The organism is Actinacidiphila yeochonensis CN732 (genome assembly GCF_000745345.1).
Lineage (GTDB): Bacteria > Actinomycetota > Actinomycetes > Streptomycetales > Streptomycetaceae > Actinacidiphila > Actinacidiphila yeochonensis.
On the sequence record NZ_JQNR01000004.1, the window covers coordinates 632,675 to 658,648 of the forward strand.

The following is a 25,974-nucleotide window of genomic DNA, read 5'->3' on the forward strand; positions in this document are numbered from 1 at the left end:
TGCGCTCCCTCAGTGCTGTTCGCTGGGCACGTTCTGCTGCCCTCCCGCATCGGTGGCCGACACGGTGTCCTGGCTCCCGGCGCCGGCTTCCGCGGCCGACCGGCGCGCCCGTGCCAGGACGCCCAGGCAGACCAGGGCGACCACGCCGAGGACGCCGACCAGGGTCAGCGCCGAGAAGCTCAGCCGCCCGTCCGCCAGCTGCATGACGAACGCGAACAGCGGCGAGAGCGCCACCAGCAGCGAGGTGGTGATCGGCTCGGTGTGCCGGATGCCCACCTGGAGTACGTAGATCGGCACGCCGACGCCGATCACCGCGACGACGGCGCCGGGGACGAGCGCCGCGTGCAGCCCGCCGCGGTCGCCGACGGCGACCAGCCCCCAGGACACCGCGGCCATCAGCACGAACCGCGTGGCCAGGACCGTGCCGGAGTCGCAGCCGGCCTCGCTGAGCCGCTTCATGTAGAGGATGTTGACGGCTGAGCCGGCCGCGCAGGTGAGGGTGAAGACCAGGCCGAGCGTCGCGTGCAGCGCCGTGATGTGGCCGAGGCCGCTGTCCCCGCTGAACGACCCCCACAGCAGCATCGCCAGCAGGCCGCAGATGAGCACGGCCACCGCCGTCTCGGCCGGGATCACGCTGCTCTGACGGCGCATCAGAGGCCCGGCCAGTGTGGTGATCACCGGGCCCAGGGCGAGGCCGATGACGTTGACGATCGCCGGTTCCAGGTACTTCAGCGCGTAGAACGTGGACAGCCAGGTGACCGTGGTGGTGATGTTGATCGCCACCAGGTCGACCCGGTGCTCGGCCAGGGCGCTGATCCGCCGGGTGCCGCCGCGCCGCAGCTCCGCGGCGCCGAAGAAGAGGAACGTGAGCGTGAACGAGACGGCGGCGAGCCCCGCGGGGCTGACCACGGAGAAGCGGTTGCCCGCGTACACGTCCATGGCCGCGGTGAGGACCGCGTAGCCGAGCAGCGGGGGAACTCCTTGGCGCAGGCTGGTCGCCGGTGGGCCCGCCTGGCCTTCACCCATGGATCTCCTCGCCGGTGCCGCCGTGGTACCTGGCGCTGACGCCCTTCTCCGCGAGCAGCTCCAGCCAGCGGGCGACCAGCTCCGGCCGGTCACTGGCCTGGTGCAGTCCGGGCGCCACGCGCCCGTCCACCACGTCCAGGATGGCCAGGGCCAGCGGGACGGAGACCAGCCGCGGTGTCGCGCTCTCCTTCTCGTCGCCGACGGCGTCGAGCGCGTACTCGCCCGACCACGTCCGCCCGTCCTCGGCGGTGAGCTCCAGGCGCACGCTCATCACCACCCGGTCGTGGTCCTCCGCCGAGGTCGGGTAGCGGGCCGCCAACTCCTGGGCCAGGTCGGTGATGGCGGGCTCGTCGGCCTCCAGCAGCGCGGCGAAGACCGGCTGCCAGGCGCGGCTCCAGCCGTCCAGCCGCAGCGTCCCCCGGACGAAGGTCGCCAGCCGCCAGCCGGCGGGGAAGGCGTAGGTGCCCACGAAGGGCAGGCTGTCGCGGTTGGGGTAGACCTCGAAGGTCTCGTCGCCGACCTCCTGGGTGGTCACCGCCTCCCAGGGGCGCTCGACGACCTTCTCCGCGCCGTCCTCGATCAGCCGGGCCGGGTTCAGCAGGGCGGTGAGCACCCCGCGCGGCGCCCAACTGAACCGGTAGCGGAACTCGTTGGGCTCGGCCGGGTTGCTGCCGCAGTACGAGGTGAACCGCGCGGTCGCCGGGCCGTCGCCGACGGCCGCCCGGCCCCTGCGCACCAGGTCGTGGGCGAGCAGGTGGTCGATACCGGGGTCGAGCCCGACCTCCGTCAGCACCACGCAGCCCCGGTCCGCGGCCGGACGGGCCTCCTCCGCCACCCCCGGGCTCAGGTAGCTGGAGCACACGAAGTGCGCGCCCTCCTCCCGGGCCAGCCGCACCAGGCCCGGGTGCTCGCCGGCGGGCAGCATGGAGACGACGACGTCGCCGGGGGCGAGCGCCTCGGCCAGGGCCGCCGGGCTGAACTCCCGTGACTCGGCGGCGCCGGCCAGGCCGAGGCGGGCCAGGCAGTCCTCCGCCTTCTGCGCGGTACGGCCCCACAGGACCGTCGACGCGCCGGCGCAGACAAGGCCCAGGCCGCTGCCGGTCGACATGCCGGTGCCGACCCAGTGCACGCGCCCGGTGGGCGTGATCAGTTCACTCATGCTCGCTCACTTCTCCTCGGTCAGCGGTCGGCGTCGGAAGGGCCTGCCGGAAGTGCGCCGCGCAGCGGTCCCAGACCGGCGACCACGACGGCAGGGTCGCGAGGTGGGGGAGCAGGTCCGCCGAGAAGGCGGTGCTGGACTCCCGAGGCAGCAGGGAGGGGAGGTTCTCGATGGCGATGACGTCCAGACCGGGGGCCGGCGGGCGCAGCACGCGTACGGGCTCGGCCCAGTCCGTCGGCTTGTCGTTGACCGGCAGCCGGTTGCAGTCCGAGGTGATGTCGCAGGTCACGTCGGAGACGACGGACAGTACGCGGTCGGGCCGGTCGAGGTCCGAGGCGTCGAGGAAGGCCGGTCCCGGCTCGCTGGCGAAGACGGTGTTGACCAGGATGTCGTGGCCCAGCAGGGCGGCCTTGTCGAGGTCGCGGGTCTCCTCGACGTCCCACAGCGACGGCGACAGGCCCGCGGTCTCCAGCGCCGCCCGGGCACCTCGCCCGGACCTGCCCAGCGCACCGATGACCAGCGCGGACGCCCCACCCGGCTGCTCGCTGAGGGCGGCGTCGAGTTCGTCCTTCGCCATCGAGCGCAGCGGCGCGGAGAGCCGGCCGCGCCGGTGCAGCACCGCCAGGGCGGCGCCCACGTAGCCCGCCCAGTAGCCGAACGCGGCCAGCCGGCGGCCGCTCTCGTCCGTCAGGCACTCCAGGTCCAGCAGCCGCCCGCCGCCCGCGGCGAAGCGGTTCAGCAGCGCGGGGCCGCCGGCCTGGCCCTTGTAGGCGTGGCCGAAGAAGATGTGCTGGTGCGTCAGGTCCGCCGGCCGGGCGACCGGCTCCTTCAGGCCGAGCACCGCGTAGTGATCGGGCGCCTCGGACCAGCTGTCGGCGGCGACGACGCGGCAGCCGGCGGCCGCGTAGGCGTCCGTGTCGAAGGCCCGCTGCTCGGACCGCTCGACGGCGACCGGCAGGCCGCCCGCGATCAGCCGCGCGGCGTCGGCGGGCGTGAGCGGGGTCCGCTCCTCGGTCGGCGACGCCTCCCGGCGCAGCCACACCCCGGTGATAGGTGACATGTGGTTCGGACTCTTCCTGCTCTGGCCGGGCCTCCGCCGCCCGGGACAGAGGCTGGTTCAGTGGATGGGGCGACTCTTGATCCGACCGGACAGCGCGGCGCGCCAGACCGGGACGGGGGGCGTGAGGTCCATGTGCTCCGGCACCATCGCGTGGATCAGCGAGGGCCCGTCCGCCTGGGCGGCCTCCTTGGCCAGCGCGGCGAACTCCTCGGCGGAGTGCGCCCGGGCGCCCGGCAGGCCCATCCCGGAGCCCAGCAGGACCGGGTCGATCGGTCCCGGGTCGACCGCGAAGTAGCGGCGGCCGGCGTAGAGGTGCTGGATCATCTTGATCCACGCCATGGAGGTGTTGTCGAGCACGACGAAGGTGATCGGAAGCCGGAGCCGCCGCGCGGTCTCCCACTCGCCGACCGCCATGGCCAGGCTGTTCTCCGTCGTCAGGCACAGCACCCGCTCGCCGGGGTGGGCCACGGCCATGCCGACGGAGGCGGGTATCGCGTACCCCAGGGGGCCGTGACCGCGCGGGATCACCACGCGCCAGCCGTCCCCCGGGGCCTGCCAGAAGCACGCGAGGTACGGGGTGGGCGTGCCGGCGTCGGCGGCGATCCAGGTGTCCCGGCCGAAGGCGTCCGCCAGCGCGCCCACGATCTCGTAGGGCGCCAGCACCCCCTCGCCGAGCTCGGCCCCGTCCACGGCCACCGGGTCCGACCAGGACGCGCGCGCCGCGGTCAGGGGGCCAGCCGGGCGGCCCGCTCGGCCTCCGGGACCGCCGGCACCCGGGCCAGCAGGCTCTCCAGGACGGTGCGCGCGTCCCCGACCAGCGGAATACCGCCGGGGTAGTTGCGCCCGGCCCGCGAGGGATCGGTCTCGACGTGCAGAATCCGCGGACCGTCGCGCCTGGGCGTGGTGAAGCCGAGGGTGTCGGTCGCGTTCGCGCGGGTGCCCACGAAGAGGACGAGGTCGCCCCCGGCCACGTGCTCGTTCGCGTAGTCCCGCGCCCCGTTGCCGCCGACGACCCCCAGCGCGAGAGGGTGCGCCTCGTCGACCACGCCCTTGCCGTGGATGCTCGTGCCGACCGGCATGGCCAGCCGCTCGGCGAGCGCCAGCAGCGCCGGCCCGGCCCCCGACAGGTGGGCGCCGCCGCCGGCCACGGCCACGGGCCGCTCGGCGGCGCGGAGCGCGGCGGCGGCCTCGTCCAGCGCGGCCGAGGGCGCGTCGGCGCGGGTGCCGGGCGCGGCCGCGCGCACCGGAGCCGTCGCCGGGACGACCTCGGGCACCTCCTCCAGCACGTCCTCGGGCAGGATCAGCACGACCGGGCCCGGCCGGCCGCCCAGCGCCGCCGCGACCGCCTCCGCGAGCAGGGCCGGGATCTCCTCGGCGGACTCCGCCGTGCGCCGCCACTTGGTGCACGCGGTGAAGAGCTGCTCCTGGTCGACCTCGCTGATCGGGGCCGTCCCGTGGCTGCGCCGGTTGTTGTCCGTCGTGATCGCCAGCAGCGGGACGCTGGCGGCGAACGCCTCGGCCAGACCGCTCGCCAGGTAGACCGCTCCGGCTCCGCTGGGCGCCTCGCAGACGCCCAGCCTGCTGGTGCTGCGGGTGTACGCGTCCGCCATGAAGCCCGCGTGCCGTTCGTCGCGGGCCAGCACGTGCCGGATCTCGTCGGCCCGCCGGGCCAGGACGTCGTAGAAGCCGATACTGGTGTCTCCGGGGAAGCCGAAGACGGTGTCGACACCGCTGCGCACCAGGGCCTCGACGAGGATCTCCGCGCCGTTCGTCATCTTGCCTCGCACGTCACTCCGTCCGCTGCGCTCAGCACTGCTCAACGTCCGAGGTACCCGGTCATCACGGCCCGGGTACGCGGCCCGGAGACCGGCCGGTTGTAGGAGAACTCCCGGGTCTCGGCGCGGTCGAACCCCGCCTCGATCGCCTGCTCGCGCAGGTAGGCGGCCGACAGCCAGTGGAAGCCGTTCACCCCGGGGGCTTTCTGGACGCTCTCACCGTTGTTCGGGGCGTCGTTCGACGCCACCAGGGAGGCCGCGTGCCGGTCCGGGTCCGACTCCGGGCGCGGCTCCAGCCAGGAGCGGACGCGCGCGAGAACGGGCAGCAGACCGTCTTCGGCGCTGTACAGGTGGCCCAGGACGCCGTCGATGTATATGACGTTCCACGGCTCGTCGGGCTGCCACTGGTAGATGTCGGCGCAGACGGCCTCCAGGCCCTTCTTGCGGGCCAGCGCGACGGCCTCCTCCATGGCGTCGACAGCCAGGACCCGGAAGCCCTTCCGCGCCACCTGGGCCTCGACCGCGGCGTTTCCGCAGCCCAGGCTCAGCAGCCCGCCGCCGTTGTGCTCCAGCTCGCCGATCAGCAGGTCGGCCATCCAGTCCCGGTACTCGGGGCTGTAGGTCGACGGGGTGACCGAGTCCCCACGGCTGCCACCGTCCTCCCAGACCTCGAAAATACTGCTCCGGTCCGCACCGTTGCCGCTGTAGAAACTGACCAGGTCCTCGTGATTCTTGGCCACGATCTTTGACATGCCGACCCCCTTGAAAATGAGCACGTCATTGCACCGCGCACCGGGTGGACGGTGCGTGGTTCAGTTCAGGCAGATGATCGGTATTGGCAGTTCTGGCAGATGAGGCGTGCACTCACGGAAAGCACCGTCGATCCGGCCGGAGCCGGATGGTGCACCTACCGTCGAAGTCGACGTGACGGCAGCCGTTTTCCTGCTCGCGGGCGGGAGAATGCCGACGAGCGGGATCACGGAGACGTCATCGACCCCGAACGGCGGCTGGTTGAACGGGGCGTTCCGGAGCGGCGATCCACAGATTGGCGCACCCGTCAGAGAACCGTCAAGGCAGAAGGGCGTGAATTCGTCTCTCCCGCCGCACGCTCGACCACTGACCGTCACGGTACCGGCTCCGCGACGTCGGGTCTGCCCTGGTCGCACTCTCCGTGCGTCGCCTGTCGCGACGCTGTGTAGTGGCATGTGCCGGAGGAGTGACGCATGTCACTTGTGATGCAGATGCATATCCGAAGCGACAAAATGACGATGCGTCAAGTATGCGCATTTGAACCGGGGTTGGCGATTAGTGCGGTTCGTCTTCGTGGCCGCCGGACCTGCTGCGACCGTCGGGAGGCGGTCCCGCCGGTCGTCGGACGAGGGTGGGTGTGCGGCGTCGAAGCCGTGACTGACGGGCCGTCAACGAGTATTGGACGGTGGCTCACGGCGGGTGGCCTTCTGCCGCGCCGGCGGACCCTGGCCCCGCCCGGAGGCGCGACCGGAGCGGTCGGACGGCGAAGGACCTCACGGACGCTCTGCCGCGCGGGTTCCTCACGCGCGGGCCCACGGGGTCTGGGAAGGGCGGCCCGGTCCGGCCCGCGGGGCGCCGACCGGGCCCGCCGGAAGCCGTGGGGGCGCGGGGACGGCGGGGCCGGGACCGGCCGGGGGCGCCGTCCCGGGCGCCCGCGCGCCGGCCGTACCCGGCCCGCGCGGCGGACGTCCGAGGCGGCGCCCCCGGTCCGGCCGGAGCCGGACGACGTCAGCGCGCTGCCTGACCCGGCGTCACTTGTATTCGAGCTCCGTGCCCTTGGGCACGATCTGGATGTCCATGTCGACCTTGATGCTCGAACCGACCACGGCGATGCCGCGGGCGAGCATGGTCTGCCAGTTGACGGTGTAGTCCTCGCGGTGCAGCTCGGTGGTGGCCTGGACGGCCGCGCGGGTCTCGCCCTCCATGCCGACGCGTATGCCGTGGTACTGCGCGTCGAGGGTCACCGTGCGGGTGACGCCGTGCAGGGTGAGTCCGCCGGTGATCGCCCAGTTGTTGCCGCCGCGGTGCGCGAAGCGGTCGCTGTAGAACTCCAGCGTCGGGAAGTGCTCCACGTCCAGGAAGTCCCCGGACCGCAGGTGGTCGTCGCGCATCCGGACGTTGGTGTCGATCGACGCCGCGTCGATGACGACGTGCATCGCGGAGGTCTCGATGGTGCTGCCGATCCGGATGGCGCCGGCGAAGTGGTCGAAACGGCCGTGCACGCGGCCGAGGCCGATGTGCCGCGCGGAGAAGCCGATCCGGGTGTGCGCGGTCTCGATCTCCCACTCGCCCGGTACGGGCAGCGGCATCGTGGGCGCGAACTGCAGAGTGATGTCGCCGAGGGTGACGAGTTTGCCGCTCTCCGTCACCGAGACGTTTCCCCGGTAGGGGCTGAGGCTGTCGGCCGAGACCGACATGCGGTACTCGCCGACCGGCACCATCGCGACGACCCCGCCGAACGGATCGGTCTCACCCTTGACGATCTTGTTGCCCTGGGCGTCGCTCAGTGTGAACTCCGCCGCTCTCACGGGCTCGCTGACGGGGTCGAGTACGCGGCAGGTGACCAGGCCCGCGTCCGGTGGAACGGAGAATCCGGAGAGCGGGTTGTTCCTCTGACTCGCGGCTGCCTGTCGGCCCAGCAAGCGGCTGATCATCGTTCTACGTACCCCTGTGCGTCGGTCCTGCGAGGAGGGAAGTCCACCGTCACTGTCAACAGCGCTTGACGGCAAGGCCCTCGACCACCCCGCTCCGTCCGAGGCAAACATAGCCTGGAACTGGGAATAGGCGCCCAGCCGGGGTGCGATCATGGTCGCGGCACCCGGGCGGCGCGGCGGCGCCGACCGCCTCGGCAGGGCCGGACCGACCGTGTCGGCGGCGGAGAACGCGCAGGTCGCGCCGCCGCGCGTGCTCCGCCGCCTGGTCCGGGAGACCGGACCCGGCGGTCGTCGCGCGTCCGGGCCGCGGCCCGGGACGCGGGCGGCGGAGGTTCAGACGTCCTCGGGGTCGGGGTCGAGGTCGTGGCGGATGTTGCCGTCCTCGTCGAGGGTGGGGCGGATCTTCTCGGGGGGATGGCTGTCGGTGTCCGACGGGCGCGGCCCCTCCGGTCCGTCGGGGCTCCAGCGCATCAGCCGGCGGACCCGGCAGATCCGGTGGACCGTGCCCTGCACCTCGACCTGGTTGGCGCGCTCGGTCCGCAGCCGGTCGGCGGCCTCGACGTACTCGGCGAGTTCCGGGGCCGCTGGGTCGGTGCCCTCGGCGACCACGGTCCGCGCGTCGGTCTCCCGGTCGGCCTCGATGGGGATGAGCCCCCGGTGGCGCGGCTCGAACCAGGTGAGGCCGAAGTCCAGGGTCCGGCGGGTTCCGTGGGCTGTGGTGTGCAGGCCGCCGCCGGTCGTCCAGCCCTCGCTGTCCCCGTTGTTCTCCAGGACCCTGAAGCCGGTGGGCAGCAGCAGTACGTCCGGGTGGGTCTCCAGGGCCCGCTGGGAGTCGTGGAGGACGTCCTCGGGGAACCTGATCCCGCTGTAGACCAGGCCGCGCAGGGCCAGCCGCTCCGCCGCCTGGGTGGGCGTGATCGGCGCCTCGGGGTCCAGGACCAGATCCTCGTCCACGTCCGGCTCCCGCTTGCCGTGGCCCCAGTCCGCGACGGCGGGCTCGGGGTCGGTCGGGCGGGGCAGCTCGATGCCGTCCGGCCCGGCGCCGGCGTACTCCTCCGCGCGCACCACGCGGTAGCGGGTTCCGAGGACGGTGAGCTCGTCGACGCGCTCGGTCTCCAGCCGCCTGAGGGCGGCCAGCAGCACGCGCCGCTCCTCCCGGTTCCGGGCCTCGTCCTTCGCCCGGAACCACACCAGCGAGTTGAGGCCGTCCCGGGCCTCCTGCGGCGAGCCGGCCGTCACCGGGACCACCACCCGCCACCGCGGCGCCTCCCCGGGGTCCTGCGCGACCACCCCGAACAGCGGGCCGCGTACCAGCAGTGTCTGCGCCTGCCGGGCGGCGTCGAGCGCGTCGGCCTCCGCGACGGCCTCCACCGGACCGTCCGGGTACCGCACCACGACCGGCCACATTCCGTCCGGACCAACAACCCCTTCGACCATGCACTCATCCTGCCGACTGCGGACCGCCGCCGTGGGCAGTTCACGACTTCCCACCCCCGCAGGGTGTTCCCGGTGCGTCAGGAGCGGTCGTTCCGAAGCGGCGGCAGCAGCGGGCGGTGCGGGGCCGGGCGGGCAGGGCGGGCCCCGCCCCCGCGGACCGGCTCAGTCGACGGTGACCAGTTCCAGCTCCATGAGATCGGCCAGCGCCCGCAGGTCGGGGATGATGTGGCCGGTGGCGAGCGCCCAGTGGTGGGCCACGCCCGAGCCGCTCCACTCGTCCGTCCACTCCCCGGGGTTCCGGCCGAAGTCGACCCGGGAGGTGGTGTTGCCGATGGCGAGCAGCGGACCGGGGACGACGCGTCCTTGGGAGGCCACCAGGCGGAAGCGGCCGTCCCGGCGCTGCCCGATCCCGAGGAGCGTGACGGGTCCGTGGCGGACGTCGAACTCGACCGAGACGCCCCAGCCGCGCTTGCCGTGGTAGACGCCGAGCCCGCGCAGCAGCGGACGCCGCTCGCTGACCGCCGGATGGCCCGGGCCGTCGTGCCCCATCTCCACGACGTTCTCGCGGAAGTCCAGGGCCTGGAGCTCGGTGAAGGAGCCGCCGGCGCCGAGGCGGTCGGCGATCAGCATGGCCAGCGAGGTCCGAAGCTCGTACTCCCCGCAGGCCGGAACCCCGCGTGCGGTGAGCAGTGAGGCGCCGAGGATCATCCCGGCGCCCAGGCGCTCGTGCGTCTCGCCCTCCAGGCCGCGGTGGTAGTAGGCCAGCGAGTCCAGGTCGAAGTCGGCGGTGAGCCGGTCCAGGCCGACGGAGACGCGTGCCGCCCAGCGCAGGTCCTCCGCCACGACGGAGTCGGCGAGGTCGAAGACCTCGCGCGTCTCGGTGAGCCTGCGCGCGACGTCCTGGTCCGTGACCTGGTCGACGCGGACCCGCAGGTCGTCGAATTCGAGGACTTCGACGTGCCCGCCGAGGTCGGCGGCGACCACGGTCAGATCCGTGGAGACGTCGTACATGCCGGGATAGAGGTGTCCCATCAGGCCGTGCCGGCCGTGCGCGAGCACGGAGCGCACTCCGGCTGCCCGGATCCAGCGGCCGATGCGCGTCCAGGCCCGCTCGTCCTCCAGATACCCGGAGACGGAGCGGAACGGGATGCCGCAGCGTTCGAACGTGTTGGCCATCTCCGGCAGGGGACAGGCGCCGCAGTAGGCGAGCCAGTCCCCGGTGTCGAACGCGGCGTGGTCCATGGACTCCGTCGGCTGCAGGTTGACCAGCAGGACCGGGGCGGCCGAGCGCTGGGCGATCGGGAGCAGCATGGTGGCCGTCATGTAGGTGGTGAGGAATCCGACGATCAGATCGCAGTCGGCTGCTTTGAGCCGCTCGGCGGCGCGCGCGCCCTCCGGCGCGTCGGAGATGAACCCCGCGTCGACGATCTCGGCGTCGAAGCCGGCCATCCGCTCGGCCACCCGGGCGGCGGACCGCCGGAGTTGGGGGAGCAGCTTCGGGAACTGGGGCCAGTAGGCCCCCAGGCCGCCGGCCACCAGGCCGATCCTGGGCTTTCGGGATGTGCCGGGCGTCCGGTGCGGGCGGGGGTGCGGAAGGCTGCTGCCGGTGCTGGTCATGGACTCTCTCCGACGAGGTGGGGGAGCGCGGAGCGCGGGCGTTGGCGGGCGGGGCTCGGCCGGCAGGGGGAAGGGGAGGGGGCCGCACGGGACCCGGCCCGTCGCCGATGGCACCGGGCCCGCTTCGACGCCCCTCGGGTTCCCGTGCGGTCGTGGTCGTCCCACCCGTTCCGTACCCCGGGGGTGGACCCGGTCATGCGCGGGGGCTGGAGGCCGCGGCGCTCGGCGGCGTAGCGATTTTAACGTTCAATCATGTTGTAATCACTCAGGAAATATCACCGGCGAGGGATCCGCCACAAGAGTCGTGCGGCCAGCCGCAACACCGGTCGGAGCCAAGCCCGTCGGGAGATCCGTCGCGGGCCCGGGATGGTACATCAGTGCTCCAACGTGACTCTTGACACCTCTCGCAGGGGGCTCATAGTCTCCACGCCACAGAATCGGCGTTAGTTTCACATTCGCGGATGATCATCTTCACGCCGTTCCCGGTGCACAAGGAGGACGTGCCTGTGTCCGCACTGCGGCCTTACGCCCTGCGGTGCGATCACCGCACCACCCCCCTCGGCATCGACGAGCCCGCCCCGCTGCTCTCCTGGCGGCTGGCGTCCGACCTGCGCGGAGACGACCCCACCGCGTACCGGCTGCGCGTCGCCGAACGGCCCGAGGAACTGGCCGACGGCGGCCGGCCCCTCTGGGACAGCGGCCGGGTCGAGGACGCGTCGGCGATCGGCGCCGTCTACGCGGGGCCCGCGCTGCGGGCCAGGACCCGCTACCACTGGCGGGTCGAGGTGTGGTCCGCGCCGGACGGTGCCCCCGCCGGCGCCGAATCCTGGTTCGAGACCGGGATGGACGTGCCCTCGGGCCCGGCCGGCCGGACCGGAGGCTCCGCGTGGCGGGCCTCGTGGATCACCCACGACCCGGACCCGATCGACGTGATGGACGCGCCGACCGAGGGCGAACACGCCCTGGACGACCACGGCCTGGCCCCGTGCCCGCTGCTGCGCCGCGCCTTCTCCGGCACGGCAGCCGCCGACGGCGTCCCGGACACCGCCGGTTCGGCCGGCTCGCCGCTCGTCCGGGCCAGGCTCTACGTGAGCGCCCGCGGCCTGTACGAGGTGCGGCTCAACGGCGTCCGCGTCGGCGACGCCGAACTCGCCCCGGGCTGGACCGACTACACCCGCCGCGTCCAGTACCAGACCTACGACGTGACCGAACTGGTCGCCCCGGGCGAGAACGTCCTGGCGGCGACCCTCGCCGACGGCTGGTGGAGCGGCTTCGTCGGCTTCGAGCCGCGCCGGGCGGGCGCGCACTACGGCGCCTTCCCGCAACTCCTCGCCGAACTCCACCTCACCCGCGCCGACGGCACCGTCAGCACCGTCGTCACCGACGACACCTGGGTCACGCACACCGGGGCGATCCGCCACGCCGACCTCCTGATGGGCGAGTGCCACGACCTGCGGCGGGCCGTCGAAGGCTGGGAGCTGCCCGGCTTCGACGCCGGCGGCTGGCCGCCGGCCCAGGTCGTCGACGCCGACCACCGGCTGCTCACCGCCTCCGTCGACGAGCCCGTGCGGGCCATGGCCGAGGTGCCGGCGGTGTCCGTCACCCGGGTCGGCGCCGACACGCACGTCGTCGACTTCGGCCAGAACCTCGCGGGGCGGGTACGGCTCCGCGTCGACGTCCTCGCCCCCGGCGCCCGGGTGGTCGTCCGGCACGCCGAGGTGCTGGACGACAAGGAGCGCCTGTACACCGCGAACCTGCGCACGGCCGCGGCGACGGACACGCTGGTCGGCGACGGCCGCCGGAACGTCGAGTTCGAACCCCGGTTCACCTACCACGGCTTCCGCTACGCCGAGATCAGCGGCCTGCCGGAGCTGGACGCCGAGGACGTGGCGGCCGTCGCGCTGCACAGCGACACCGCCTGGAGCGGCTCCTTCGACTGCTCGGACCCGGACATCCGCCGGCTCCACGCGTGCGTGGAGTGGGGCCAGCGCTCCAACTTCGTCAGTGTGCCGACGGACTGCCCGCAGCGCGACGAACGGCTCGGCTGGCTCGCCGACGCACAGGTCTTCCTCCCCGCGGCGGCGCTCAACGCCGACGTGGCGGCCTTCTTCACCAAGTGGCTGCGCGACGTCGACGACGCCCGCACCCCCGACGGCGGCTTCCCCAACGTCGCGCCGCGCCTCGCCGGGGTCGCCGACGAGGGCGCCCCCGGCTGGGCCGACGCGGGGGTGGTCGTGCCGTGGCACCTCTACCGGACCTACGGCGACCCGCGGTTCCTGTCCCGCGCGCTGGACGGGATGCGCGCCTGGGTCGCCCTGGTCCACCGGCGCAACCCCGACCTCGTCTGGCGGCACCGGGTCGGCCCGCACTTCTCGGACTGGCTCGCCCCCGGCACCCCCACCCCGCGCGAGGCCGTCGCCACCGCGTACTTCGCGCACAGCACCCGGCTCACCGCGCTGGCCGCCGAGGCGCTGGGACGGCACGACGTGGCGGCGGAGCACCACGGGCTGGCGGCGCGGATCAGGTCCGTCTTCGTGGAGCGCTTCGTCACCGTCGACGGGGAGCGGGGGCAGGTGCGGCTGGCCGGCGACACCCAGACCGGCTACCTGCTCGCGCTCGCCTTCGGCCTGCTGCCCGAGGACCTCGTGGACGCCGCCGCCCGCCGGCTCGCCGAACTGGTGGAGGAGGCAGGACCCGCCCTGCGGACCGGCTTCCTCGGCGTGGCCCTCGCCGCGCCCGTGCTCGACGCGCACGGCCGGGCCGATCTGGCCCACGCGCTGCTGCGCCGCACCGAAGTGCCGTCGTGGCTCTTCCCGCTGCGGCACGGCGCCACCACCATCTGGGAGCGCTGGGACGGCTGGACGCCCGACGGCGGCTTCCGCGCGCCGGCGATGAACTCCTTCAACCACTACGCGCTCGGCTCCATCGGCGAGTGGCTCTACCGGGGCGTCGCCGGCGTGGACCAGGGCGCGGACTCCGTCGCCTACCGGCGGCTGTACGTCCGGCCCCGCCCCGGCGACCTCACCCACGCCGGCGCCCGCTACGAGTCGGCGCGCGGCACCGTCGCGGTGCGCTGGCGGCGCGAGGGCGGCAGCCTCAGCCTGCGCCTGCGGGTGCCGCCCGGCGCCACCGCCGACGTCCTCGTCCCCACCACCGACCCCGGCTCGGTCCGCGAGCTGGGACCGGCACCCGGGGACGGCGGCCACGCCACGCTCACCGGCACCGGCGCGGACCACGCCCGCTACCGGGTGGCCTCGGGGTCCTACCACTTCACCGCGGCATTCGCTCCGGCGGCGCAGCCGCCCGCCGGTCTCCAGGAGGAGGACACACCATGACGACGGGTTCCCGCAGTCAGCCCGGCCGGGGCACGGTGAGCCGCCGAGGAGTCCTGCGCGCCGGCGGCGGGCTCGTGGCCGCGACCGCGCTCCCCACGGGCCTCGCGGCGTGTTCGGGCGGCGGCTCGGGCGGCACGGTGCGCGTCGTCGGCGTCGCCGACGAGCAGCAGCCGATCACCGAGATGATCGCCGCCTACCGCAGGAGCCACCCCGGCACCGCGTTCAGCACCTCCTTCGCCCCCACCGACCAGGTCCAGACCGTGGTCCGCACGCAGCTCGCCGGCGGCAACGCCCCCGACGTGCACGTCCTCTACCCCGGCAGCGGCAGCGCGATGTCCATGGTCGAGCTGGCCAAGGCCGGGCTGCTGGCCCACCTCGACGACCAGGCGTGGACGAGGACCATCCCGAAGGGCTTCGACGCCGCGTACCGCTGGAAGGGGAGGACCTACCTGTACTCGGCGGGCAGCAGCGTCATCGGCGCCATATACAACAAGAAGGTGTTCGCGGACGCCGGGGTGAAGCCGCCCACGACGTGGTCCGGACTGCTCGACGTCTGCGGCACGTTGAAGGCCAGGGGGGTGGTGCCGATCGCGCTCGGCGCCCAGACGCCCTGGGTCACCCAGCTGATCAGCTACGCGCTGGTCCCCAACGCCGTATACGCCAAGGACCCCTCCTTCGACGACGACATGGCGGCGGGACGGGCGACGTTCGCCGGCTCGGGCTGGGCCGACGCGCTGGGCAAGTACCAGGACCTCCAGAAGCGGGGCTACTTCAACGACCACCCCGACGGCACCACGTACGAGCAGCAGACCTCGATGGTCGCCACCGGCAAGGCCGCCATGGCCGTGCAGGTCTCCGCCGTGCTCGCCGCCTTCCGGCAGGCCGCGAAGTCCCCCGACGACCTCGGCATGTTCCCCTTCCCCGGCGGGGACGACCCGGCGAACCTGTGGATTCCGGCGGGTGTCGTCGTGGGCCTCGGCGTGTCCGCGCGGGCGAGGAACGCGGCCAAGGGGCGGCAGTTCATCGAGTTCCTCGGCAGGCAGGAGAACATCAACGCCTGGGCGACGGCCGTCTCCGCCGTCCCCTTCACCCGCGACTCCACCACCAGGCTCGACCCCGCCCTGTCGGACTTCCTGCCCATCATCGACGCCGACCGCGCCGTCCCCTTCATGGACCAGCGCTGGCCCAACGCCGAGGTCCAGCCCGCCCACTTCGCCGCCGTACAGGACCTGCTCGCCGGCAAGACCGACGTCAACGGCGCGCTGGAGCAGATGGACACGGCCTACGGGAAGTCCTCGTGAAGGCCCCCCGAACCGCCGGGCCCCGGCTCGGCCGCCGCGACCCCGCCGTGCCGCCGTGGATGTTCGTCGTCCCCGCGCTGGTCGTGTACGCGGCCGTCGTCCTGTACCCGAGCGTCGCGGGCGTGGTCTACGCGTTCACCGACTGGTCCGGCATCGGATCGTTCTCCTTCGTGGGCCTGGCCAACTTCCACACGCTGCTCCACGACGACCGCGCCCTGGCCTCCATCACCAACACCCTGCTGCTCACCGTCGCCGTCGTCGTCGCGCAGAACGGCCTCGGGCTGCTGCTGGCGCTCGGCGTCAACGCCGAGATCAGGTCCAGGAACCTGCTGCGGGTGGTCTTCTTCGCGCCCGCCGTGGTCAGCCCGGTGATGGTGGCGTTCCTCTGGAAGTACGTCTACAACCCCGACAACGGCAGCGGGCTCAACGGCGTCCTCGGCGCGGTCGGCCTCGGCGGCCTGCGCCAGGACTGGCTGGGCAACCCGTCGCTGACGCTGTGGTCGGTGGCGGCGATGGTGGTGTGGCAGTACGCCGGCTACTCCATGGTGGTCTTCCTCGCCGGCCTCCAGGGCGTGCCCCCGGAACTGCACGAGGCGGCGCGGATCGACGGCGCCGGCACCTGGCAGCGGTTCCGTTACGTCACCTGGCCGCTGCTGGCACCCGCGCTCACCGTCAACCTGATGCTCTCGACCATCGGCGGCCTGAAGCTCTTCGACCAGGTGTACGCCGCGACCAACGGCGGACCCGGCACGTCCAGCGAGACGCTGTCGACCGTGCTGTACAAGGAAGCCTTCGTGTACGGGAAGTTCGGCTACAGCACGGCGGTGGCGCTGGTCCTGGCCCTCTTCGTGGCGGCCGTCTCCCTGCTCCAGCTCCGCTACCTGCGCGCCCGGGAGGTCGCCGCGTGAGCACCGCCACGGCCGGCGGGGTCAGCGCCGGCGCCGAACGCCCCGCCACCGCCCGCCGCAAACGGCCTACCGGGTACGGGCGCTACGTCCTCGAACTGGTGATGGTCGCGGCCGCGGTCGCCTTCCTCTTCCCGGTGTACGCCCTGGTCGCGCTGGCGCTGAAGAGCCCGTCGCAGATCGCCGGCTCACCGCTGTCGCCGCCGACCTCCCCGACCCTCGGCAACTTCGGCAGGGCCTGGTCCTCGGCGTCCCTCGGCTCCGCCCTGGTGAACAGCACGGTCATCACCGCCGCCAGCCTGGCGCTGCTGGTCGTCGTCGGCTCCACCGGCGCGTACTACCTGGCCCGGTGCGTGCGCGGGATGGGCTACACGCTGTACGTCCTCTTCCTGCTGGGGATCATCCTCCCCTTCCAGCTCGGGATGATCCCGCTCTACAAGCTGGTCGACGACCTCGGCTGGCTCGGCACCTACCAGGGCATGATCCTGTTCTACACGGGCATCCAGACGCCGTTCACCGTCTTCCTCTACACCGGGTTCATCCGGGCGCTGCCGCAGGACTACGCGCAGGCCGCGCTGATCGACGGCTGCGACCACCGGCAGGCGTTCACCCGGATCGTCTTCCCGCTGCTGCGGCCGATCACCGGCACCGTGATCATCCTCAACGCGGTCTTCATCTGGAACGACTTCTTCACCCCGCTGCTGTACCTGGGCGGCTCCGGGAAGGAGACCGTGCCGGTGGCGGTCTTCTCGTTCGTCGGGCAGTACGTCTCCGACTACGGCATGGTCTTCGCCGGCCTGGTGCTGGCCGCCCTGCCGATCCTCGTCGTCTTCCTGCTCCTCCAGCGCTACGTGATCAAGGGGTTCGCCGGTGGCCTCAAGGGCTGACGGTACGTCATGAACGATGCCCACGGCGCCCATGGCGCCCACGGCGTCCGCGCCGCCGACGGGGACCGCGGTGTCCACGGCCTTCTCCCGGCGGAGATGGCCGCGATCCTCGAAGAACCGCCCAGGGCCTTCTCACCCGCCGCCATCTGGTGGTGGAGCGGGGAGCGCCTGGAGCGGGCACGGCTGCGGGCGCAGCTCGAACGGTTCGCCGAAGGAGGGGTGTTCAACCTCGTCGTCCTCAACCTGGCGCCCTCGGGACCCCTGTTCGGCTCCGACGCCGACGACCCGGCGTTCATGAGCGACGGCTGGTGGGCACTGCTGGACGGGGTGTGCGAGGACGCGGCCGAACTGGGCGTCCTCCTGTGGTTCTACGACCAGTTGGGCTTCTCCGGCGCGGATCTTCAGGCGCGCCTGGTGGACGAGCGGCCACGGTACGGGGGACGCGCCCTGGAACGGGTGCGCGCGGTGGTCGACGGGGACGGCGAACTGGGCTGCCCGGCGCACGGGCAGCCGGTCGGCGGCCACGCCGAACCGCTGGACGCGGCGGGGCGGGTGGCCGGCCCCGCCGTACCGCTCGCCGTCGACGGACGTACCGTACGGCCGCCGGGCCCCGGCCGCTGGCGGCTGACCCTCCACCACCACGTGGCGCGCGGCTTCGACTACCTGGGCGCCGAGGCGTGCGCGGCACTGGTCGACCGGGTGCACGGCGCCTTCGAGCGGCACCTCGGCGACCGGCTCGGGACCGTGGTCGTCGGCTCGTTCCAGGACGAACTGCCCTCGCTGCCCACCTGGTCGGCCCGGTTCGCCGAGGAGTTCCTGCGGCTGCGCGGCTACGACCTCCTGCCGCGCCTGGACGCGCTGTACGAGGACGGCGCCTCCCCGGACGCCGCCCGGGTACGCCACGACTACCAGCTGACCCGGGCGGAGCTGGCCGAGGCGGCGTTCTTCCGGCCGCTGGCCGACTGGCACCGGCGGCACGGGCTGCTCGCCGGCTGCGACCAGCAGGACCCGGCGCGCGCCGGACACCCCGTGGGCGGCGTCGAGTTGTACGCCGACTACGCCAGGACCCACCGCTGGTTCTCGGCGCCGGGCTCCGACCACCACGGCGACGCCCGGGTCCACTCCTCGCTGGCGCATCTGTACGGGGGGCGGCGCACCTGGATCGAGGCGTTCCACTCCACCGGCTGGGGCGGCACGCTGGAGGAGACGTTCGACTGGCTGCTGCCGTGGCTGCGCGCCGGAGCGACCCTCTACAACCCGCACGCGGTGTACTACACGACCAAGGGCGGCTGGTGGGAGTGGGCGCCGCCGGGCACCGACTGGCGGCAGCCCTACTGGCGCCACCACCGGGCCTTCGCCGACGCGGTGACCCGGCTCTGCGCGGTCCTGAGCCTCGGCCACCACCTGTGCGACCTCGCGGTGCTGCTGCCCACCACGACCGCGCAGGCCGGTACCGCGCTGGACGGCGTCTGCGCCGCGGCGGCCCGAGCGCAGGCGGTCTACCTCGAACTCGTCGGCGACATGACCTGGTTCACCACCAGGCCCGGGGTGCTCGACCGGCTCGGCCGCGACGCCGACGTGATCGACGACGCCTCCCTCGCGCGGGCGGCGGTGCGCGGCGGCGGGCCGGACGGCACGCGGCTGTGCGTCGCCGAGGAGCGGTACGCCACGGTCCTGCTGCCCGCGTGCGCGGTCCTCGAAGCGGACGTGGCACGGCGGCTGGTGGAGTTCGCCTCGGCCGGCGGGCGGGTCGTGGCGCTCGGAGCCGTCCCCGAGGAGGTCGTCGGCACCGGGGCCGGTACCGGGGCCGGCGCCGACACCGGCGGTGTTCTCGCCGAGCTGCGGGCGTGCTTCGCGGACGGCCGGGCCGTGTTCGTCCCCACGGCGGAGGAGCTGGCAGCGGTGCTGACCGGCGGCCCGGCCGAGACGCGCCCCGCCGTCGAGGCGACGGTGCCCGTGCTCGCCCGCAGGGCGGGGGAGGCCACCGTGGTGTTCCTCACGGCGGCCGCGCCCCGCGCGACCCGGGCGGCCGTCGCCGCGCCCGACGAGCGGGGCGCCGCGCTGGGCTGGCTCGACGCGCGCTACGACTTCGACCCGGGCCGCTACGCGCCCGCCGCGCGGGTCCGGGTCCGGGGCGTGGCGGGCCCCGCCGTCCTGCTCGACCCGTTCGGCGGCGCCCCCCGGGTGCTGCCGGTCCGCGTGGCCGACGACGAGTCGGGGTGCCGCGAGGTCGAGGTGCCCTTCGACGCCGGTCCCGCCGCCCTCCTGGTCTTCCCCGGCCCTCGCGAGCAGCCGCCTCCGACGGAGGCGGCCCCGCCCGCCGGGACCGGCCGGGTGGTCGTGATCCCCGCCGACGCGGACTGGGAGACGCGCCTCGTCCCGACGGCCGACAACACCTGGGGGGACTTCGCCCGCCCGGCCGCCGGGCCGGACGGCCCCGCCCGCACCGAGCTGCGGACGTTCCGCCACCGGGTGGAGGGCCCGGGCGAGGACGGCGTACGCGACGGCTGGGCGCTGCCCGGGAGCACCGCCCGGCCGGCCGAGCCGTCCGCGCACGCGACGTTCGGACCGCACGCCGTGCTGCGCGGCGCCGACGGGGAGCCGTCGAGGACGCTGGAGTGGTCCGACTCCCGCGGCATCCGCAAGGACCCGGTGCACCGCCAGGTGCTGGGACCCAAGGGCCATGTGCCCGAGGAGTTCATCCACCTCGGCCCGTCGCCGGCGGGGGTGACGCGACGGGTGGCGACCGAACTGCTGCTGGCCGAGGACTTCGACGGCCACCTCGCGATCGGTGCCGCCGCCGCGAAGTCGGTCCGGCTCGCGGGGCGGCCGGTCGAGCTGGAGGACGGCGGGCACCTCGCCCTCGGCCGGGTGCGGTCGGGGCCCGGCCGCCTGCTCCTGGAGCTCGACCTGACCCCCGGCAGGGACGTCGACCTGCGCGCGCATGTGGCGCTCGTCCGCGACGCGGACCGCTACCGGCGCCCCGAGTGGATCTCCGCCGCCGGTTCCGGTGCCGATTCCGCCGCCGGGCCTGCCGCCGGTCCCGGTGCGGGCGCCGCACGTGTCGGCACGACCCTGACGCTGGCCGCGCCGCCCGCGCGCGCCGTGGTCCAGGTCGCCGCGCGCGGCCGGTGCGTGCTGCGGGTCAACGGCGTGGTGGTGGGCCGGCAGGGCGGCTTCGACCCGTACGCCGAGCACGCCGTGCCGCGCGTGCGGCGGTACGACGTCGCCGCTGTCCTGCGGGCGGGCGACAACGAGATCGCGGTGGAGACCGGCGGCGGCGACGATCCCGCCGTCCTCGTGGACGCCGTCCTGCACGGCGACGGCTCGGCGCTCCTGGCGACCGCGCACAGCGACGCCACCTGGTGGGCGGAGCGCGGCGGTGAACGGGTGCCGCCGGCGGTCCACCGCGAACCGGCGGGTGACCCGGCGGCCCTGTACCTGCGCCGCAGACCCCACCCGCTGCCCGGCGCCGCGTGGCTGGACCCGGACGCCGACGACGGCACCGTGCTGCCCGTCGGGTTCGCGGTGCCCGGAGCCCGGCCGCCGGTGGAGTGGCTCTGGTTCGAACTGCCGCCCGGCGCGGCCCGGTTGACGATGGAGGTGCACGGCAGGGCCACGGTGTTCGTGGACGGCGCGGCCCGCGGCACCACGGCGGGCGGTGTCGGGCCGCGCACCCTGACCGTCGGCCTCGCGGACGGCGCCGCGCCCTCGGGCGTACGGTCGGCGGCCCTGCGGCTGGAGCCGGCCCCGGGCCACGAGGGCGGGGCCGCCCTGGCGGGGCCGGTGCGCTGCGAGGCCGGCCCGGGCCGTATCCGGACCGGCGAGTGGGAGTCCAACGGCCTCGCCGAGTACAGCGGCGGCGTCCGCTACCGCCGGGTCGTGGACGTTCCGGCCGAGGCCGGGGAGGGCCGGGTCCTGCTCGACCTCGGGCGGGTGCGGGGCACCGCGGAGGTGTCGGTCGGCGGCGCCTCCGCCGGAGTGCGGGTGTGCTCCCCGTACGTGTTCGACCTGACCGGGCTGGCGGCCCCGGGCCCCAACACCGTGGACGTCACGGTGTTCGGCACCCTCGCGCCCTGGCTCGACGCGGCGAGCCCGACGCACTTCGTCTTCCCCGGCCAGCGGGTGACGGGCCTGCTGGGGCCGGTCCGGCTGCTCACCGGTCCCGACCGGCCCGCGGCGCCGGCCGCCCGAGCCCGGCCGCCGCACCAGCGCCGCGCGCCGCGGGCCCCCGCGGACACCGACACGAGGGGCGCCGGCTGAGCCTCCCGGCCCTGGCGCGGGCCCGGGAGGGGGCCTGGGCGGGGGCCTGGGCGGGGGCGGTCACGACCGTCCGGCCTCCCGGAGGTGTGCGGGCCCCCGCCAGCGGTCGCGGGCGCTCGCGACCCGGAACAGGTAGTCGGTGTAGGCCGCCTCGTAGAAGGCGACGCCGGCCGGGTCCGGGTCCACCACCGCCTCGGGCGCGGTCCACTCGGCGAGGTCCAGCCGCTGTCCGAGGGCGCCGCCGTGGGCCGCCACCCCGGCCAGCACCGCTCCTCGCGCGCCGGGCTCGGGGCCGCGGGCGACGCGCAGCGGGCGCCCCAGGACGTCGGCGAACAGCCGCAGCCAGGCGGGGGTGCGGGCGCCGCCGCCGCAGACCGCCAACCGGCCCGTGAGACCGGCCGCTTCCAGACAGTGCCGGGCGGCGAACGCGATGGCCTCGCACATGGCGCGCACCAGGTCGGCGCGGGTGGTCCGCAGGTCGAGCCCGGTGAACTCGGCGCGCGCGGCCGGGTCGACGAACGGCGCGCGTTCCCCGGACGGTGACAGGTACGGCAGCGCCGCGACGCCCCGCGCGCCGCGCGGGGACGCGTCGAGCAGGTCCGACAACTGGCCGTGTGTGGAGCCGGTGAGGCCGAGCACCCAGTCGAGTGCCACGGTGCCGGTCATCGCGGGCAGGGCCCGCAGGTGGCGGTCCGCCCTGGCCGTGGCGAGGTGGAAGCCGACCGGGTCCTCGTCGAGGGCGACGCGCTCCACGACGACCTGGCAGGCCAGCGTGGTACCGACGATGAGGAGCCCGTCGCCCGGCTCGGTCACCCCGGCGCCCAGCGCGCAGGCCGGCAGGTCGTATGGGCCGCAGGTGACCGGGGTACCGCCCGGCAGCCCCTCGGTGCGCCCGCGCGCCACCCCGTACGGCAGGGTGGCGGCGATGGGCGGCAGCAGACCGGCGCGGTGTTCGAGGCCGAGGGCGGCGAGCGCCTCAGGGGCGTAGGCGCGGGTCCGCGGGTCCAGGAAGGGCGCCGACGCGTCGGACAGGTCGGTGGCGCGCTCGCCGGTCAGCCGCAGATGGATGACGTCCTTGCAGCAGGCGGCGGTGGCGGCGGCGTCCAGGGAGGCCGGTTCGTTGCGGTCGAGCCAGGCCAGCAGCGGCCCGGCCGAGCCGGGGAAGAGCACGTTGCCGGTCCGCCGGTAGAGCCGGTCGGCGGTGCCGTCCGCCATCCAGCCGGCCACGAGGCCGCCGGCCCGGCCGTCCATCCACGACATGGCGGGGCGCACGGCCCGGCCCTCGGCGTCGACCAGCCACAGCCCGTCGCCCTGACCGGTGACGGCGACGAGTGCGGGGGCCTGCCCACCGGCGACCGCCGCGACGACCCCGGTGGCCGCGCGCACCACCTCCTCTATGTCCTGCTCGACGTGTCCGCCCTGCCCGCCCAGCGAGATCGGCGTCGACTCGACGCGCAGGGTCGTGCCGTCATCAGCGAAGGCCGCCGCCTTGGCGACGGATGTTCCCATGTCCAGACCGACGAACACCGTGCGTTCCCTTCCTCGGCTGAAAGGCTCCAGGTGACGCGAACTCCGGGTGGCGCGAACTCCAGGTGACGTGACTCCAGGTGGCGAGCTTCGGGTGGTGCGGAGACGGGACGGCGCGGGGCGGGACGCGTGTGGCATGGGGCATGTGTGACATGCCGTCAGGCGCACCGGACGCGGGCGCCGCGGAGCTCAGGCGACGCGGTGGGCGAGGGGTTCGCCCCGCAGGAACCGGCCCACCTCGGCCGCCGCGATCCGGGCGGCGTTGTGCGCGACGGACGTGTTGGCGCCCGCCAGATGGGGTGTCATGACCAGTCGGGGAGCGGTACGCAGCCGGGAGTCGGGCCGCGGGGGCTCCACCGCGAACACGTCCAGCCCCGCGGCGGCCAGGCGCCCCGACTCCAGCGCGTCGCACAGGGCGTCCTCGTCCAGCAGCGCGCCGCGCGCGCAGTTGACGACGACCGCGCCGTCGGGCAGCAGCGCGAGTTCGCGGGCGCCGAGCAGGCCGCGGGTCTCCGGGGTCAGCCGCGCGTGCAGCGAGACCACGTCGGAGCCGCGCAGCAGGGCGTCGAGGTCGGCGACGGGCTCGCCCACCTCGCGCAGCGCCCGCTGGTCGGCGTACGGGTCGTAGACGCGCACCCGCGCGCCGAGCCCGCCCAGCGCGCGCGCCACCCGGCTGCCGACGGCCCCGCAGCCGATCAGCCCCACGGCCGCACCGTCAAGGCCGGGGCCGCAGTTGTCGTACTGGTAGAACTCGCCGGCCCAGCGGCCGGCGGCGAGCGCGGCGGACGTCTCGGGGATGCGGCGCATCGCCGCGATCATCAGCCCGACGGTGTACTCGGCGGTGGCCGCCGCGTTGCGCCCGGGGGTGTTGCAGACCTGGACGCCGTGCTCCCTGGCCGCTTCGAGGTTGACGTTGACCGGCCCGCCCCTGCCGACGACCACCAGCCGCAGGTCGGGGGCGCCGGCCAGGACCTTCCGGGTCACCGGTGCCATCTGGGTGACGCACACCCGCACCCCGCGCAGCGCGGTGAGCACGGCCTCCTCGTCCCCTGACGCCTCGTCGACCTCGGCGACCCGGCCGAAGGGGGTCAGCGGCCACGGCAGGCGGAGCTCCTCGACGTGGTGGCCGGCGCCGATCTCGGCCGCCAGCTCCCGGGTGATCAGGTCGGGGGCGACGAAGTGGTCGCCCGCTGCGAGGATTCTCATGGGCGAGGTCTCCTTCACACTGGGGTCGGAGCGATCTCGTAGGGGACGCCGCTCTCTTCGAGGGAGCGCAGGGCGTCGGGCGGGGTGCGGTCGTCGACCAGTACGAGGTCGAAGGCGCTGAGCGGGGCCAGCCGGTACAGCGCGGTACGGCCCAGCTTGGAGTGATCGATCATCAGGACGCTGCGGCCGGCCGCCTTCAGCATCGCCCGCTTGACCGCGACGATGCGCTGCTCCTGGTGGAAAGCGAAGTCGCCGAGCACCGAGGACGTGGAGACGAAGCACAGGTCCACCCGCAGCGCCTCGACCGCCTCCACGCAGGGCACGCCGAGGAACGAGTCGTGCTGCCGGTCGTACTCGCCGCCGAGCGCCATCAGGTGCAGCCCGCGCTCCTCGGCCAGCAGGTCGAGGGCTTCGCGGAAGTTGGTGACCACCGTCAGCGGGTCGATGGCCGGCAGCAGTCGGGCCAGTTCGAGCGCGGTGGTGGAGTCGTCGATCATGACGGACATGCCGGGTTCGATCAGCGCGGCCGCCCGGGCGGCTATCGCCTCCTTCTCGGCCAGCATGGTCTTCTTGCGGAAGGCGACGTTGCTCTCGAACACGCCGGACGGCTGGACCGTGACACCGCCGCGGAACCTGCGCAGGATGCCCTCGCGTTCCAGCTCGTCGATGTCGCGGTAGACGGTCATCAGGCTCACGCCGAACCGCTCGGCCAGATCCGAGGCCGAGACCGACCCCTCGGCCAGCACGTGCTCCGCGAGTTCACGACGGCGCTGCGACGGCCCTCGGCGGTCCTTGTCCTGTGACATCCCTCGGTCCTGTCCGATCCTTCGGGCCGACAATAACAGTCTGCGCTGTGGATATAACATTCAACCCTGATGTAGCGTTCGGCAGTGTTCACCACCCGTGGCGCTCCGGTCAACCCGTCGAAAACACCTGCTCAGCCGCCTCGTGCCAGGTGAGAGGCGAGGTGCGGCCCCGGCGGGGCCCTGCCGGAGCCCGGCCGGGGGGTACTTGGCCCGGCTGTGAGCGGGTGTGAGCGGGTGTGAAAAGCGTCCGGCGACCACCGGAGGACGACGAGGGGGCGGGAGCCTGTGGCGGACACACCCGACACACCCGATCAGGACCTGTGGCTGGGGATCGACCTCGGGACGCAGGGCGTCCGCGCCCTCGCCGTGACGGGCGACGGCCGGGTGCTCGGCCGCGGTTCCGCCCCGCTCGCCGGCGAGCGGGACGGCGACCGCCACGAGCAGCAGCCGTCGCGCTGGTGGGAGGGCGTCGGCACGGCGGTCCGCGAGGCGCTGCGGCCGCCGGCGGCCGCGCGGGTACGGGGGGTGGCGGTGTGCGGCACGTCCGGCACGGTGCTGCTCGCGGACCCCCGTGGCACGCCCCTGACGCCGGCTCTGATGTACGACGACAGCCGGGCCGCCGCCGAGGCGCGGGACGCCCAGGAAGCCGGGGCGGAGGTGTGGGCCCGCCTCGGCTACCGCATCCAGCCGAGCTGGGCACTGGCGAAGCTCCTGTGGCTGGTCCGCCGGAACGGCGCCGCAACGGCCGGGCTGCGGGGCGCCCGGGTCTGCCACCAGGCGGACTTCGTCACCACCCGGCTCGTCGGACGGCCGGTGCCGACGGACTCCAGCCACGCCCTGAAGACCGGCTACGACCCGCGCGGCCGCACCTGGCCCCGCGCACTCCACGAGCAACTGGGCCTGTCCGGGCTGGACTTCCCGGAGGTGGTGGCGCCCGGCACGGTGCTCGGCACGGTCGGCGCCGAGGCGGCCGCGTTCACCGGTCT

The 25,974-nt window shown here is 74.2% G+C and carries 17 protein-coding genes and 1 pseudogene; 6 read left to right on the forward strand and 12 right to left on the reverse strand.

Features of this window, described 5'->3' with window-relative positions:
- Positions 1-9: 9 nt before the first annotated feature.
- The 9 genes from BS72_RS09490 to BS72_RS09530 form a co-directional block, all read right to left on the reverse strand.
- Positions 10-1,026 (reverse strand): DMT family transporter, encoded by a 1,017-nt coding sequence (locus BS72_RS09490; protein ID WP_198545832.1) that lies wholly within the window; start codon positions 1,024-1,026, stop codon positions 10-12.
- Complete coding sequence (locus tag BS72_RS09495) at positions 1,019-2,185, reverse strand: saccharopine dehydrogenase C-terminal domain-containing protein (protein WP_051950858.1); 1,167 nt, start codon at positions 2,183-2,185, stop codon at positions 1,019-1,021. The genes BS72_RS09490 and BS72_RS09495 overlap by 8 nt, the downstream gene beginning before the upstream one ends.
- The gene (locus BS72_RS09500; RefSeq protein WP_037908651.1) at positions 2,178-3,245 is read right to left on the reverse strand and encodes a saccharopine dehydrogenase; all 1,068 of its coding nucleotides are present in this window, start codon (positions 3,243-3,245) and stop codon (positions 2,178-2,180) included. Before BS72_RS09500 ends, BS72_RS09495 begins: the two co-directional genes overlap by 8 nt.
- A gap of 57 nt (positions 3,246-3,302) precedes the next feature.
- Positions 3,303-3,935, reverse strand: coding sequence for a thiamine pyrophosphate-dependent enzyme (locus BS72_RS09505; protein ID WP_157856186.1), 633 nt, complete (start codon positions 3,933-3,935; stop codon positions 3,303-3,305).
- Between the two features lie 35 nt (positions 3,936-3,970).
- The gene (locus BS72_RS09510) at positions 3,971-5,032 is read right to left on the reverse strand and encodes a thiamine pyrophosphate-binding protein (protein WP_157856187.1); all 1,062 of its coding nucleotides are present in this window, start codon (positions 5,030-5,032) and stop codon (positions 3,971-3,973) included.
- Between the two features lie 29 nt (positions 5,033-5,061).
- Positions 5,062-5,772: a class I SAM-dependent methyltransferase gene (locus BS72_RS09515; RefSeq protein WP_037908655.1), complete on the reverse strand. Its 711-nt coding sequence runs from the start codon at positions 5,770-5,772 to the stop codon at positions 5,062-5,064.
- Between the two features lie 1,029 nt (positions 5,773-6,801).
- Complete coding sequence (locus tag BS72_RS09520; RefSeq protein WP_037908658.1) at positions 6,802-7,704, reverse strand: YceI family protein; 903 nt, start codon at positions 7,702-7,704, stop codon at positions 6,802-6,804.
- Positions 7,705-8,037: 333 nt separating this feature from the next.
- Positions 8,038-9,141 carry a DUF5954 family protein gene (locus BS72_RS09525; RefSeq protein ID WP_051950860.1) on the reverse strand — a complete coding sequence of 368 codons (1,104 nt, stop codon included), beginning with the start codon at positions 9,139-9,141 and terminating at the stop codon, positions 8,038-8,040.
- Between the two features lie 162 nt (positions 9,142-9,303).
- Entirely contained in the window at positions 9,304-10,758 is a 1,455-nt protein-coding gene (locus BS72_RS09530) for an L-fucose/L-arabinose isomerase family protein (protein WP_051950861.1), read from the reverse strand.
- 461 nt (positions 10,759-11,219) lie between these two features.
- On the opposite strand from BS72_RS09530, the gene BS72_RS09535 reads away from it, so the two are divergent.
- The 5 genes from BS72_RS09535 to BS72_RS39150 are packed head-to-tail and all read left to right on the forward strand — an operon-like array spanning position 11,220 to position 21,449.
- Positions 11,220-14,093, forward strand: a complete 2,874-nt coding sequence (locus BS72_RS09535) for an alpha-L-rhamnosidase (RefSeq protein WP_051950862.1) — start codon at positions 11,220-11,222, stop codon at positions 14,091-14,093.
- Entirely contained in the window at positions 14,090-15,394 is a 1,305-nt protein-coding gene (locus tag BS72_RS09540) for an extracellular solute-binding protein (protein WP_051950863.1), read from the forward strand. The genes BS72_RS09535 and BS72_RS09540 overlap by 4 nt, the downstream gene beginning before the upstream one ends.
- Positions 15,391-16,302, forward strand: coding sequence for a carbohydrate ABC transporter permease (locus tag BS72_RS09545; RefSeq protein WP_037908663.1), 912 nt, complete (start codon positions 15,391-15,393; stop codon positions 16,300-16,302). Before BS72_RS09540 ends, BS72_RS09545 begins: the two co-directional genes overlap by 4 nt.
- The gene (locus tag BS72_RS09550; protein ID WP_232792296.1) at positions 16,299-17,186 is read left to right on the forward strand and encodes a carbohydrate ABC transporter permease; all 888 of its coding nucleotides are present in this window, start codon (positions 16,299-16,301) and stop codon (positions 17,184-17,186) included. Before BS72_RS09545 ends, BS72_RS09550 begins: the two co-directional genes overlap by 4 nt.
- A gap of 9 nt (positions 17,187-17,195) precedes the next feature.
- Complete coding sequence (locus BS72_RS39150) at positions 17,196-21,449, forward strand: glycosyl hydrolase (RefSeq protein ID WP_063836012.1); 4,254 nt, start codon at positions 17,196-17,198, stop codon at positions 21,447-21,449.
- Positions 21,450-21,509: 60 nt separating this feature from the next.
- Here the strand turns inward: BS72_RS39150 and BS72_RS09560 are convergent, their stop codons facing one another.
- The 3 genes from BS72_RS09560 to BS72_RS09570 form a co-directional block, all read right to left on the reverse strand.
- Positions 21,510-22,976, reverse strand: a complete 1,467-nt coding sequence (locus BS72_RS09560) for an FGGY-family carbohydrate kinase (protein ID WP_051950864.1) — start codon at positions 22,974-22,976, stop codon at positions 21,510-21,512.
- A gap of 189 nt (positions 22,977-23,165) precedes the next feature.
- Positions 23,166-24,182, reverse strand: coding sequence for a 2-hydroxyacid dehydrogenase (locus tag BS72_RS09565; protein ID WP_037908665.1), 1,017 nt, complete (start codon positions 24,180-24,182; stop codon positions 23,166-23,168).
- Between the two features lie 14 nt (positions 24,183-24,196).
- Complete coding sequence (locus BS72_RS09570) at positions 24,197-24,988, reverse strand: DeoR/GlpR family DNA-binding transcription regulator (protein ID WP_037908667.1); 792 nt, start codon at positions 24,986-24,988, stop codon at positions 24,197-24,199.
- A 366-nt stretch (positions 24,989-25,354) separates the two neighbouring features.
- Between BS72_RS09570 and BS72_RS39490 the strand changes: the two are divergent.
- A pseudogene (locus tag BS72_RS39490) lies at positions 25,355-25,969 on the forward strand (FGGY family carbohydrate kinase); the annotation flags it as partial.
- Between the last annotated feature and the right edge of the window lie 5 nt (positions 25,970-25,974).

What these genes read in the sequence shown, in the direction of transcription:
- BS72_RS09495 (WP_051950858.1), bottom strand. Translation starts at nt 2,185, where the DNA reads ATGAGTGAACTGATCACGCCCACCGGGCGCGTGCACTGGGTCGGCACC.
- BS72_RS09525 (WP_051950860.1), bottom strand. Translation starts at nt 9,141, where the DNA reads ATGGTCGAAGGGGTTGTTGGTCCGGACGGAATGTGGCCGGTCGTGGTG.
- BS72_RS09540 (WP_051950863.1), top strand. Translation starts at nt 14,090, where the DNA reads ATGACGACGGGTTCCCGCAGTCAGCCCGGCCGGGGCACGGTGAGCCGC.
- BS72_RS09520 (WP_037908658.1), bottom strand. Translation starts at nt 7,704, where the DNA reads ATGATCAGCCGCTTGCTGGGCCGACAGGCAGCCGCGAGTCAGAGGAAC.
- BS72_RS09530 (WP_051950861.1), bottom strand. Translation starts at nt 10,758, where the DNA reads ATGACCAGCACCGGCAGCAGCCTTCCGCACCCCCGCCCGCACCGGACG.
- BS72_RS39150 (WP_063836012.1), top strand. Translation starts at nt 17,196, where the DNA reads ATGAACGATGCCCACGGCGCCCATGGCGCCCACGGCGTCCGCGCCGCC.
- BS72_RS09500 (WP_037908651.1), bottom strand. Translation starts at nt 3,245, where the DNA reads ATGTCACCTATCACCGGGGTGTGGCTGCGCCGGGAGGCGTCGCCGACC.
- BS72_RS09570 (WP_037908667.1), bottom strand. Translation starts at nt 24,988, where the DNA reads ATGTCACAGGACAAGGACCGCCGAGGGCCGTCGCAGCGCCGTCGTGAA.
- BS72_RS09490 (WP_198545832.1), bottom strand. Translation starts at nt 1,026, where the DNA reads ATGGGTGAAGGCCAGGCGGGCCCACCGGCGACCAGCCTGCGCCAAGGA.
- BS72_RS09535 (WP_051950862.1), top strand. Translation starts at nt 11,220, where the DNA reads ATGATCATCTTCACGCCGTTCCCGGTGCACAAGGAGGACGTGCCTGTG.
- BS72_RS09515 (WP_037908655.1), bottom strand. Translation starts at nt 5,772, where the DNA reads ATGTCAAAGATCGTGGCCAAGAATCACGAGGACCTGGTCAGTTTCTAC.
- BS72_RS09565 (WP_037908665.1), bottom strand. Translation starts at nt 24,182, where the DNA reads ATGAGAATCCTCGCAGCGGGCGACCACTTCGTCGCCCCCGACCTGATC.